This window comes from Propionivibrio sp., assembly GCF_029255185.1.
In the GTDB taxonomy this organism is placed as follows: domain Bacteria; phylum Pseudomonadota; class Gammaproteobacteria; order Burkholderiales; family Rhodocyclaceae; genus Propionivibrio.
Window position 1 is genome coordinate 1 of the sequence record NZ_JAPUVO010000083.1, and the last position, 11,905, is coordinate 11,905.

At 59.7% G+C, this 11,905-nt stretch carries 11 protein-coding genes; 6 read left to right on the forward strand and 5 right to left on the reverse strand.

Going from position 1 to position 11,905, the window contains the following annotated elements; genetic code table 11:
- Positions 1–1,150 (reverse strand): hypothetical protein (locus tag Q1J43_RS05550; RefSeq protein WP_301101395.1); only part of this gene is annotated, 1,150 nt, incomplete at its 3' end.
- A gap of 332 nt (positions 1,151–1,482) precedes the next feature.
- Between Q1J43_RS05550 and Q1J43_RS05555 the strand changes: the two genes are divergently transcribed.
- Complete coding sequence (locus Q1J43_RS05555) at positions 1,483–1,755, forward strand: CopG family ribbon-helix-helix protein (protein WP_301101396.1); 273 nt, start codon at positions 1,483–1,485, stop codon at positions 1,753–1,755.
- Positions 1,756–1,781: 26 nt separating this feature from the next.
- On the forward strand, positions 1,782–2,036 hold the full coding sequence (locus tag Q1J43_RS05560) for a type II toxin-antitoxin system RelE/ParE family toxin (RefSeq protein WP_301101397.1): 255 nt from the start codon (positions 1,782–1,784) through the stop codon (positions 2,034–2,036).
- Between the two features lie 107 nt (positions 2,037–2,143).
- On the opposite strand, the gene gpmI is transcribed toward Q1J43_RS05560, so the two are convergent.
- From gpmI to Q1J43_RS05580, 4 genes are all read right to left on the reverse strand, one after another.
- Positions 2,144–3,814, reverse strand: a complete 1,671-nt coding sequence (gpmI, locus tag Q1J43_RS05565) for a 2,3-bisphosphoglycerate-independent phosphoglycerate mutase (RefSeq protein ID WP_301101398.1) — start codon at positions 3,812–3,814, stop codon at positions 2,144–2,146.
- 100 nt (positions 3,815–3,914) lie between these two features.
- Positions 3,915–5,108 (reverse strand): multidrug effflux MFS transporter, encoded by a 1,194-nt coding sequence (locus Q1J43_RS05570; protein ID WP_301101399.1) that lies wholly within the window; start codon positions 5,106–5,108, stop codon positions 3,915–3,917.
- Between the two features lies 1 nt (position 5,109).
- Positions 5,110–6,609: a YifB family Mg chelatase-like AAA ATPase gene (locus Q1J43_RS05575; protein WP_301101400.1), complete on the reverse strand. Its 1,500-nt coding sequence runs from the start codon at positions 6,607–6,609 to the stop codon at positions 5,110–5,112.
- A 50-nt stretch (positions 6,610–6,659) separates the two neighbouring features.
- Positions 6,660–6,905: an accessory factor UbiK family protein gene (locus Q1J43_RS05580; protein ID WP_301101401.1), complete on the reverse strand. Its 246-nt coding sequence runs from the start codon at positions 6,903–6,905 to the stop codon at positions 6,660–6,662.
- Positions 6,906–7,155: 250 nt separating this feature from the next.
- Here Q1J43_RS05580 and Q1J43_RS05585 point away from each other — a divergent pair, with 250 nt between their 5' ends.
- The 4 genes from Q1J43_RS05585 to Q1J43_RS05600 all read left to right on the forward strand — a co-directional run bounded on the left by Q1J43_RS05585 (position 7,156) and on the right by Q1J43_RS05600 (position 11,808).
- Positions 7,156–7,941, forward strand: coding sequence for a TorF family putative porin (locus Q1J43_RS05585; RefSeq protein ID WP_301101402.1), 786 nt, complete (start codon positions 7,156–7,158; stop codon positions 7,939–7,941).
- A gap of 54 nt (positions 7,942–7,995) precedes the next feature.
- Complete coding sequence (gene glnK / locus Q1J43_RS05590) at positions 7,996–8,334, forward strand: P-II family nitrogen regulator (RefSeq protein ID WP_301101403.1); 339 nt, start codon at positions 7,996–7,998, stop codon at positions 8,332–8,334.
- Between the two features lie 10 nt (positions 8,335–8,344).
- On the forward strand, positions 8,345–9,820 hold the full coding sequence (amt, locus tag Q1J43_RS05595) for an ammonium transporter (RefSeq protein WP_301101404.1): 1,476 nt from the start codon (positions 8,345–8,347) through the stop codon (positions 9,818–9,820).
- 269 nt (positions 9,821–10,089) lie between these two features.
- The gene (locus Q1J43_RS05600) at positions 10,090–11,808 is read left to right on the forward strand and encodes a ShlB/FhaC/HecB family hemolysin secretion/activation protein (protein WP_301101406.1); all 1,719 of its coding nucleotides are present in this window, start codon (positions 10,090–10,092) and stop codon (positions 11,806–11,808) included.
- Positions 11,809–11,905 lie beyond the last annotated feature (97 nt).

Sequence of the window (11,905 nt, forward strand, 5' to 3'; positions counted from 1 at the left end):
CGTAGGCACCCTGGATGAGATCGCCTTCGGCGATGATCGCTCCGCCATTGATGATATCTGGGGAGACCACAAGGCCGGCAAAAGACAAGGTGCCTTTCACGGTCAGCGTTGTCCCGCCGGCCAGGGTAAGCGTATTTGAATGCGAGCTCGCGCCGCCGCCAACCGTCACGTTGTACAACGACTGCGTACCGGACAGCGTCAAAGAGTTGTCCATGCTGTTCGATTTGAAGAATTTCAGTGTACTGGTTCCGGCATCCAGCGTTCCGGCGATATAGGTCCAATTGTTTAACGTGGTAATGGTGCCAACGAGCGTCAGGGTACCGGCAGGCTTGTTAATGATCAGCGGCGGCAAATTCGCGGTCACACCTCCTCCCCCCGTTAACGTTTGTGTGCCGCTTCCTGCAACCGTCACCACGGTGCTGCCTGTGGTACCGTAGGTGCTCTGGATGAGATCACCCTCGGCGATGATCGCTCCGCCATTGATGATATCCGGGGCGACTACAAGGCCGGCAAAAGACAAGGTGCCTTTCACGGTCAGCGTTGTCCCGCCGGCCAGGGTAAGCGTATTTGAATACGAGTTCGCGCCGCCGCCAACCGTCACGTTGTACAACGATTGCGTGCCGCTGAAGCTTAACGCTTGGGAAGCGGCATTGTAGAAAAATTTAAAGGTGCCATTGTTGTGGCTGAATGTCCCGCTGCTCAGTGAGAAATTACCGCCCATGGTCAGCGTTCCGCTGGTGCTGGTAAAGCTTCCCCCGCTGATGTCCAGACCGCCGAGACTGATCGCCGTGTTGCCGCCGGTGAAACTGCCGCCCGATTGGGTAAAGCCTGAGGCGCCGACGGTGAGAGTGGGAGATTGACCGGTATTCTGTGTCAGGCTGCCGGCAGCCATATTGATGCCGGCGACGCTCGCGGCGCCGCTGATCACTGCGGAATTGGTGCAATCGCTGACGAAGGCGGCAATGTCGCCGGCCCCGGGGGCGGTGGTATTGGCATTGACGCCGCAGGCGCTGCCTGCTGTCGTCGTCCAGTTGGCGGCGGTGCTGAAGGCGCCGCCCGCCGAACCGATCCAGTACTTGGTCGCTGCCGCGCTGATGCCTGGCAGCAGGGCGAAGGCCAGAAGCAGGAGATAGAAAATCGATTTTTTCATATTGGCTCCTTGACGCCGATCTGTTCCTGGATTTCGCGCACGCACATCCTGAACGGGTGGCTGGGGATGATCTCGGTTGCGTTCCCCGGCGGTTGGCATAGATCAACTCCGAAGTGAATGGGCTGTTATGACAAATAGTAACTGTTTAGAATTCTGAGGCCAAGTTCAAATACTGCCCATGGCCTAAGCCGGCACTCCCGATACCAGATGCCCACCGGCTTTAGCCTTTAGCCGGGTGTGTGTTTGGGCGCGGCCATTAGACGTTCGTTTGACGGACAAGGGCGGAGAGGCTACATTATCACTTAGTATTACTAAGTGATAAGAGGCCCAATATGGCAACGTCCCTCAAGATCGAAGACACCCTCAAAGGTCGCGTTCAGCACCTCGCTGGCCAGCGCCGCCGCTCGGCCCACTGGATCATGCTCGAAGCCATCCAGCAATACGTCGAGCGCGAGGAAGCCCGCGAGAACTTCAAGCAGGAAGCCTTGGCATCTTGGGCGGCCTATCAGGAAACCGGTCAGCACCTGACGGGCCAGGAAGTGCGCACATGGTTGAACACCTGGGGAACCGAAGACGAAAAAGCGGTGCCTGTGTGCCACAAGTAATTGTCACTGAAGGCGCGGTGGTAGGCTTGGAACGATGTCGGCAGTTTCTGGCCGCCAAGGCCCCGGAAGCAGCCAAGCGGGCCGGCCAGGCCATCGAGCAGCAATTCCTGCTGCTGGAAACAGCGCCCGACATTGGTCGACCGTTCCCTGAAATGCCAGAGCTGCGCGAGTTGGTGATTGCCTTCGGGGATTCCGGCTATGTGGCCCTGTACCGCCATGAAGCGACTGACGATGCGGTGTATGTCTTGGCATTCCGGCACCAGAAAGAGGCGGGCTACTGATGAGCATGAATGAATTCCGCCAACTGGCCGCGAGGATGGGTTAACAAATGCCGCACGATGGGTTAGCGGCAGAATAAATTTACCCTAATACCAGATGCCTGCCGGCTTTAGCCTTTAGCCGGATGCGTGTTTATTTCAAGCAGGCTTTCGTCCCACTTGGCATGTTTCTCAAGACCAAGAAGATTGGCCGTTGTCGCCGCGATATTGGACAGCCCGGCTGTAGCGATGTGCTTGAGGCCGAGTCTGCCTCCAGTCACGTTGTCGTAGAGGATCAGCGGCACCGGGTTCAGGGTGTGCGCGGTCTTGGCCTTGAACGAGCCATCCTTGTTCTGCGCCGGCTGCTTGGTCTTCTTGTCGAGTTCGTACATTTCGTCAGCGTTGCCGTGGTCGGCGGTAATCAGCGCGACGCCGCCCATCGCGTCAATGACTGGCAGGATGCGCGCAAGTTCCAGATCCACGGCCTCGATCGACATCGTCGCGGCACGGAAATTACCGGTGTGGCCGACCATATCGCCGTTGGCAAAGTTACAGCGCAGGGTGCGGTACTTCCCGCTTTTGAGCGCCGCTATCATGGCATCGGCAATTTCAGCGGCTTTCATCCACGGCCGCTGTTCGAAGGGAACCACGTCGCTGGGCACTTCCTGATAGGTTTCTCCGTCGAACTTGCCGGAACGGTTACCGTTCCAGAAGTAGGTCACATGGCCGAATTTCTGTGTCTCGGAACAGGCAAACTGCGTGATCCCACCCTTGGAAAACCACTCGCCCGAGGTGTCCAGGATGGACGGCGGGTTGACCAGAAAACGCTTTGGAAGTTTTAAATCGCCGTCATATTGCAGCATACCGGCGTAGGTCACTTTCGGCACGCGCACGCGGTCGAATTTGTCGAAATTCTCTTCCTCGAAGGCGCGGCTGATTTCGATGGCACGGTCGCCACGGAAGTTGAAGAAAACCACCGAATCACCATCCTCGATAGTACCGACCGGCTTGCCGTCGGTGGCGATGATAAATGGCGGGAGATCCTGGTCGATCGTTCCCGGGAACTCGATGCGCAAGGCCTTGACCGCCGCCGAGGCGCTGGCAAACTGCGCCCCTTCGCCAAGCACGTGGGTGTGCCAACCTTTATCGACCATGCTCCAGTTGGCGTCGTAGCGATCCATGGTGATGTTCATGCGACCGCCGCCCGAAGCAATTTGCGCATCGAAGCCGCCGGTATTTGTTTCGACGAGGAAGGCTTCGAAGGGCTCAAGGTAGTCCAGCGCGCTGGTTTCCGGAACATCGCGGCCGTCGATCAACGCATGGATGCGAACCGCTTTGACGCCTTCTGCCTTGGCGCGCAGCACCATCGCCTTGAGGTGGTCAATGTGGCTATGCACATTGCCGTCGGAGAATAGGCCGATGAAATGAATAACCCCCGCTTTTCCGTTGACTTCGGTCTTGGCGCCGGCAACGATCTGCTGCCAGGCCGCACCTTGCCAGATGGCGCCGGTGGCAATCGCATCGGCGACCAGGGACGCGCCTTGGCTATACACCTGACCCGCGCCGATGGCGTTGTGGCCGACTTCGGAATTGCCCATGTCATCGTCGGACGGCATACCGACCGCGGTGCCGTGGGCGCGCAGTGTGATATTCGGATAGTCGGCGAACAAGCGATCGAGGGTGGGCTTGCGCGCAGCGGCAATGGCACTGCCGGCATCCGACTTTGGAATGCCGTAGCCGTCCATGACGATGGTGACCACCGGGCCCTGGATTCCGGCGAAAGAGGCAAGTTTTTGCAACATGACAGATCCTCAAAAAAATGAAAAATCAAAAAGGGTGAGCCGCCAATTATGACGAATTCCAATGGCACTGCCTTAAGGCTAAATATCAGCTACTTTCTTTTCAACTACTAAATCGCCGATATAAGAAGGCCGATGTCGCGCCCAGCAGCATTAGGGCGCCCATGCCGAGCGCCAGAGTCAGTGTCGAGCCCCACAGCGCTGGCGCCAGCACCCCGGCCACCAGTCCATTGGAACCGGCTTGCAGGAACATCTGGCAGGATGCGGCCAGACCGCGCTGCATGGGAAAGGGGTCAAGCGCCAGCAGCGTCAGGCAGGGCATGGCCAGCGACATGCCGAAGGTGTAAACGAGAATCGGGGCAACGCTCCACGGCAACACTGGCGGCAGCCACAGATTCAAAGCGACGTTGCCGAGCGCCGCTGCCCCCATGACCAGATAGCCGCGAGCTATCATCTGCCTGAGCGACAGTTTCCCGGCGAGCCGCCCCGAAAGCCAGGAACCGGCCATCAGGCCAACCATCGCCGGACCGAAAAGCCAGAGAAAGCCAGTCTCGGAAACGCCCAGATGGCGCATCAGAAAGACCGGCGCCGACATTACATAGATGAAGAAGCCGGCAAAATTGAGTGCCAATCCGCCGCAGGCGAAGAGAAAGGCCGGCGAGCTCAGCACCTTCCAGTAGGTTCGCGCCAGATAGCCAAGATGCAGCGACTGCCGCCGTTCCGACGGCAGCGTTTCAGGCAGCAGATGCCAGCAGGCCAGCCATAACGCCAGGGTCGCCAAAACGAGGAAGGCAAATACCGAGCGCCAACCAAACCAGGCTTGCAAGCGGCCGCCGATCAGCGGTGCAACGGCCGGCGCCAAGGCGAACATCATATTCATGTGCGACATCAGGCGATGCGCCGCCGGCCCGTCATACAGATCGCGCACGATGGCGCGACTGATGACGATGCCAGCCCCTGCCGACATCCCCTGCAGTGCACGCAGCACCCACAGATGTTCGATACGGGTGGCAAACAGGCAGCCGGCGACCGATAGTCCGAACAGTGCCAGGGTGACGAGAATCACGCGGCGGCGCCCGAAGGCATCGGAAATTGCCCCGTGCCACAGGGCCATGATGGCGAAGGGAATGAGGTAGGCCGTCAGCGTCTGCTGCACCTCGATTGGCGTTGCCCGCAGACTCTGCCCAATATCGTGGAAGGACGGCAGGTAAGTGTCGATCGAGAAGGGGCCGAGTGCCGAAAGTGCGGCCAGCATGAGCGCGATGCCGCGCGGTGCCGAGGTTTTTGGCGTGGGCAAATCAGTCCTTGGCAAAGCGGCGGTACTGCACGGCTTCGCCGACATGGTGTGGAGCAATGGTCGTGCTGCCCGCCAGGTCGGCGATGCTGCGCGCGACCCGAAGCACGCGATGATAAGCACGCGCTGAGAGATTAAGGCGAGTTAGCGCCTGCTTGAGCAACGCAGCGCCGGCAGCGTCGGGCTGGCAATAAAGGTCGATTTCACGGGTTGTCAGACGGGCGTTGGACTTGCCCTGCCGCGCCTGCTGCTGCGCACGTGCCGGCGCAACGCGGGCACGGACGGTTGCCGATGATTCACCGTCCGGCGCTTTCTGCAGCGCTTCGGCCGGCAGTGCCGGAACCTCGACTTGCAGGTCAATGCGGTCGAGCAGAGGGCCCGAGATCTTGTGACGATAGCGCGCCACCTGATCCGGTGTGCACCGGCACTTGCCGCTGGCGGCGCCATGAAAACCACAGGCGCAGGGATTCATCGCGGCGACGAGTTGAAACTGCGCTGGAAACTCGGCCTGTCCTGCCGCACGCGAAATATGAATACGGCCGCATTCAAGCGGTTCACGCAGGGATTCAAGGACCCGGCGTTCAAATTCGGGCAACTCATCAAGAAACAGCACGCCGCGGTGAGCGAGCGAAATCTCACCAGGGCGCGGCACGCTGCCGCCGCCAACAAGGGCGGCAGAAGACGCGGTGTGATGCGGCGAACGGTAAGGATGACGACCAAAGTTTTCAGGGGAAAACTGGCCGGCCAGCGAGAGCACGGCGGCCGACTCCAGCGCCGCCTCCTGCGTCATGCTTGGCAGCAGACCAGGCAGGCGGATGGCGAGCATCGACTTGCCGGTGCCGGGCGGGCCGACGAACAAAATGGAATGCTCACCCGCTGCGGCAATTTCAAGCGCGCGCCGGGCCTGCGACTGCCCGCGCACATCGGCAAGATCTGGGTAGGCCGGAGCGTGCGCATCGATCGGGGAGGTGAATGCGCATTCGCTCAGCTCGGCTTGCCCGCTCAGGTGGGCGCACACTTCAAGCAGGGTGTTGGCGGTCAGGATGCGCACCTCGCGGGCCAGCGCGGCCTCGCGAGCGCTGCTTGCCGGCAGCACGAAGCAGCGTCCCTGATGGCCAGAGGCCAGCACCATGGGCAGGGCGCCACGGATCGGGCGCAACTGACCGGAGAGCGAAAGCTCGCCGGCAAACTCGTAATCGTTCAGTGCCTTGCCGGGAATCTGGCCCGAAGCAGCGAGGATACCCAGCGCGATGGGCAGGTCGAAGCGGCCGGACTCTTTTGGCAGGTCGGCGGGCGCGAGATTGACGGTGATGCGCTTGCTCGGAAAGTCAAAGCCGGAATTCTGTAGCGCCGCCCGTACCCGGTCACGCGCCTCCTTGACCTCGATATCCGGCAGACCAACCAGGGTGACGCTGGGCAATCCTCCCGCCAGATGGACTTCGACAGCGACTTCCGGAGCAAAGAGTCCGTCTAAGCCACGACTGTGGACGATGGCGAGCGGCATGGGCGTGAGATCGAAATGGCCGGGAAATGGCGGATATGCCGCGCGCCGCCTCAGCCCAGGTTTCCACCAGTGCTTTCCAGACGGCTAACCCGCTCTTCCAGCGCCTTGAGCTTTTCCCGGGTGCGCAACAACACCTGCGCCTGAATATCGAATTCCTCGCGGCTGACCAGATCAAGCCTGGTGAAGAAGGTGGACAGCAGCGCTCGGGCATTTTTCTCGATGTCGGCGACCGGGCTGGCCGCAATGAGAGCGCTCAGGCGGGTACTGAAGTCCTCAAATACTTGGGGGTCGAGCATGGCGGTTATCTTTCCTGAAACGGTTTTCTGTGCCGGTCGAGTTTAGCACAGCGCTGCGCGCTGCCGACCCGGCACCGCCTTGGTGCAAGCATTCAATCTCATGCGTCAGTAGTGTGCATCACCCCGCCGAGTCATTTAATTCGAACAGACAAGCAATTGATTTGTATTGTTTATATATATGGCACGGTAAATGCTTATAGGTACATGCAAAAGTTATAAATCCCTTCGTTACTTGTTTGAGGAGTTCTTTATGAAAATCACTCTGCTAGCCACCCTTCTGCTTGCCGTCTTTGCTGCTCCGGCCATGGCCCAGACCGCTGCTCCGACCGATGCTGCTGCCGTACCGGCCAGCCCCTTTACCGGCAATGTCTCACTGGCCAGCGAGTACATCTATCGCGGCATTGCGCAAACCAACCGCAAACCTGCCATTCAGGGTGGATTTGACTATACGCACAGCAGCGGCCTCTACGTCGGCGTGTGGGCATCGAACATCTCGTGGTTGAGCGATGTCCCAGGCAACAGCTCCTCGATCGAAATTGACGCCTACGGCGGCTTCAAAAACACCTTTGGCGGCGGCGACTTCAATTACGACGTCGGCGTGCTGACCTATAACTACCCGGGCAGTTACGTCGCAGGTTTCACCAAGGCCGATACCCAGGAAGTTTATGGCGCGCTGGGCTGGAAATGGTTGAGCGTCAAATATTCCTACGTTTTTTCGAAAAACATCTTCGGCTGGGTTGGCACCAACGGTGAAAAAACGCGTGGTAGCGATTACCTTGAGCTGAATGCCAACTATGACCTCGGCGAAGGCTGGGGCCTTCTCGGCCACGTTGGTCACCAGAAGATCAAGCATCTCTCCGACGCCTCCTACACCGACTATAGGGTTGGCGTTACCAAGGACATCGGCTTTGGCGTCATTGGCTTGTCATACTGGGATACCGATGCCAAGGGTGATGTGGGCCAGCCTTACCACAACACTCACAACAAGGACCTGGGCAAGGGAGTGGCTTTGCTGTCCTTCAGCAAGACCTTTTAATCCGGATTTCGCTTAACCGGGGCGGTTTGATCCGCCCCAGAATTGGAGATCATCATGAAAATGGTTACCGCAATCATCAAGCCCTTCAAGCTTGACGAAGTGCGTGAAGCGCTTTCCGTCATTGGCGTTCAGGGCATCACGGTCACCGAAGTCAAAGGCTTCGGTCGTCAGAAAGGCCACACCGAACTTTACCGTGGCGCCGAGTATGTTGTTGATTTTCTGCCCAAGGTAAAAATCGAGGCGGCGATCAAGGATTCGATTCTGGGTCAGGTGATCGAGGCCATCGAAAAATCGGCCGGTACGGGAAAAATTGGCGACGGCAAGATCTTTGTCTTCGATATTGAACAAGTCATCCGCATCCGCACCGGCGAAACCGGTGAGGACGCCCTGTGAGGAGAGAATCATGAAAAACCTCTTGGCACTACTTGCCCTGCTCGGCGCCGTCACCCTGGCCGCGCCGTCATGGGCAGAAGACAAAGCGGTGGCGGCTCCGGCGGCCACTGGAACAGCACCGGCGGCGGCCAGTGCCGCCGCTGCACCCGCCGCACCTGCCAATGCCGCACCGGTATTGGTCCCAAACAAGGGCGACAATGCGTGGTTAATGGTCAGCGCCGCGCTAGTCATCCTGATGTCAATCCCCGGTCTGGCACTGTTCTACGGCGGCTTGGTCCGCTCGAAAAACATGCTTTCGGTGCTGATGCAGGTCTTTGTCACCTTCTCGCTGATCAGTGTGCTCTGGGTGGTCTACGGCTACTCGGTGGCCTTCACTGAAGGAGGCAACTTCTTCGGTACCCTGGACAAGCGATTCCTGAATGGAATGACCGTCGATTCCGTGGCGGCAACCTTCAGCAAGGGCGTGGCCATCTCTGAGCTTGCCTATGTCATCTTCCAGGGCGCCTTCGCAGCAATTACCTGCGGGCTGATCGTCGGCGCCTTCGCCGAGCGGGCCAAGTTCTCTGCCATCCTGGCCTTCATGGTCCTGTGGTTCACTTTCTCCTACCTGCCAATGGCGCACATGGTCTGGTATTGGGCCGGTCCGGATGCCTACATTGACGCAGCAGCAGGAGAGGTGGCGGGCAAGACGGCAGGCTTCCTGTTCCAGAAGGGCGCTCTCGACTTCGCTGGCGGTACCGTGGTGCATATCAACGCCGCAGTAGCCGGCCTGATCGGCGCCTTCATGATCGGCAAACGTGTCGGTTACGGCAAGGAGTCGATGGCCCCGCACAGCCTAACCTTCACCATGATCGGCGCATCGCTGCTGTGGTTCGGCTGGTTCGGCTTCAACGCCGGTTCGGCGCTCGAAGCCAATGGCGCCGCGGCTCTGGCGATGGTCAATACCTGGGTGGCCACAGCCTGCGCGGCGATGTCCTGGATGTTGGCCGAATGGATGATCAAGGGCAAGCCCTCGATGCTCGGCGCTGCTTCCGGCGCCGTCGCCGGCTTGGTAGCCATCACCCCGGCCGCTGGCTTCGTCGGTGTCAAGGGGGCCATCATCATCGGCCTGCTGGCTGGCATCATCTGCCTGTGGGGCGTCAATGGCCTCAAGCACCTGCTCGGCGCTGACGACTCGCTCGACGTGTTCGGCGTCCACGGTGTCGGCGGCATGCTCGGCGCCATTCTCACCGGGATTTTCTGCTCCCCGTCGTGGGGCGGCACCGGTGTCTATGACTACGTAGCCAACAAGGTCGGCGACTACGACATGGCTGCGCAGGTAATCAGCCAGTTGTGGGGCGTCGGCACAACCATTGTGTGGTCCGCCGTGGTTTCCCTGGTCGCTTACAAAATTGTTGACATGGTCATTGGCCTACGCGTACCTGAAGAGGAAGAGCGTGAAGGGCTGGACATCACTTCGCACGGCGAAACGGCCTACCACCACTAAGCCACCCCGCAGCAGATCCCCCTTTGGGCGCCCTCGGCGCCCATTTTTTTTCACTGGCCCCGGGGTAATGACACTCAGTTGTTGCAGAATTCGCGCGCTCCCAGTTGCCAGAAACGATTTGCCGAAACGGTTTATAAATCGCATTAAATAAACATTCTATCTTGTTGATATTGTTTATTACTTATTGACAGAACTGGATTTGATCGTTAGGTTTCAAACTATCGGGCATACACAACAAATGAATAAATAAATCACAGGGCGCAGATAGGGTGCATCACCAACAGAGAAAGCTCTCCCGTACCGGATTTGTCCTAGCATTCGCTGCGGTCGTCGCTTCGCAACAACTATTTGCCGCGCAACCGCCCGATGCCGGGCAATTGCTGCCCAGCGCGCCGTTTGCCCCGCTTCCCCCGAGCAATCCGTCGCCGGTCTTTGTGACGCCGGTCGACAAGGTAGAGATCGTGCCGGACAGTGAAGTGCGGATCATGGTTTCCCGTATTCGCATCACCGGCAATACGGCGTTCAGCGAAGCGCAATTGCAGGAACTGATCGCCCCTGCGCTGGAGCCGGAAGCTGGGACGCCGCCGGGTAACGGAGCCATCGCCGGTCGACAAATGACCTTTGCCGAACTGCAAGCTCTTGCCGAGCGCATCACCGCGCACTACCGGGAACACGGTTACCTGCTCGCCCGCGCCTATCTCCCGGCACAGGAAGTAGCGCAGGGCCAGCTTGAAATGACCGTGCTTGAGGGACGCATCAGCCGCATCAACTGGCGCAATGAATCACGCCACACCGACGCCACGGTGCAAAGTCATCTGGCCGAGTTGCCACTTGACCGCCCACTCTACAACCCAACCCTGGAACGTAGCCTGCTGCTACTCAACGACTTGCCGGGCAGCGACGCGCAGGCCACCATCCGCCCCGGGGTCTCGGTCGGCACGAGCGAGCTCGACATCCAGATGAGCGACCGGAAAGGTCTGCTTGCCGGCAACGTCAGCCTGGACAATGAGGGCAATCGTTACAGCGGCGAGTACCGCCTGGGCGCCTGCTTGAGCCTCAACAGCCCGCTGCATCTGGGCGACAGCCTTGATCTGCGCCTGCTCGGCGGCGGTCGAGGCTTCCACTATGGTCGCCTGGCCTGGCAGGTGCCACTCAGGCAACAAGGGCTCACCGTCGGCGTCGCCGCCTCGTCGATGGACTACAGCCTGCTGGAGAACTTTGCACCACTGAAAGCGCACGGAACGGCCCGGATCGGCAGCATCTACGCCATCTATCCGCTATTGCGCTCGCGCTTTAGCAACATCAACGCGCAATTGGCCTATGACCACAAACAACTCGATGACCGCGTCGACGCCAGCGCAAGCATCGTCAACCGGACGCTGGACGTCTGGCAGACTGGGCTATCCGGTAGCCGCACCGACGGCCTCGGCGGCGGCGGGCTAAACAACTGGTCGCTCACCGCCGTTGCCGGCAAGCTAAGCCTCGATCCGGCCGCCCAGGCAATCGACGCCGCCACCGTACGCACCGAGGGCAACTACAGCAAGAGCATGGTGCAGTTCGCGCGCACCCAGCGGCTGGCCGATGCCTGGAACCTCTATGGGCAGATCAGCGGCCAGGCCACGCAGAAAAACCTCGACAACTCCGAAAAGTACAGCCTTGGCGGCAGCAGCGCCGTGCGTGCCTACCCGCAAGGCGAAGCGCCGGTCGACGACGGCTGGGTGAGCACCGTCGAACTGCGCTACACCCCGACGCCCAACTGGCAGGTCTCGCTGTTCAACGATGCAGCGCAGGGCAGATTGCAGCACTCGCCGGCGATCACCGCCAGCAGAAATGAGCGTCGCCTGTCCGGCTACGGCCTTGGGCTGACCTATGCTGACAACGGCGGTTTAAGCGTGCAAGTGACCCTCGCTTGGCGCAGCGGTGAAACGCCGACCGCCGACAACGATCGCAGCCCACGCGGCTGGCTACGATTGCTGCATCCTTTTTAAAGCGTCAGGCAGAATACATTTACAACTCAATACGCATCACATTCCCTTTTGTCGGCTCTGCATGCCCGTCGATCAGGTATATATACCGTTCGGATAT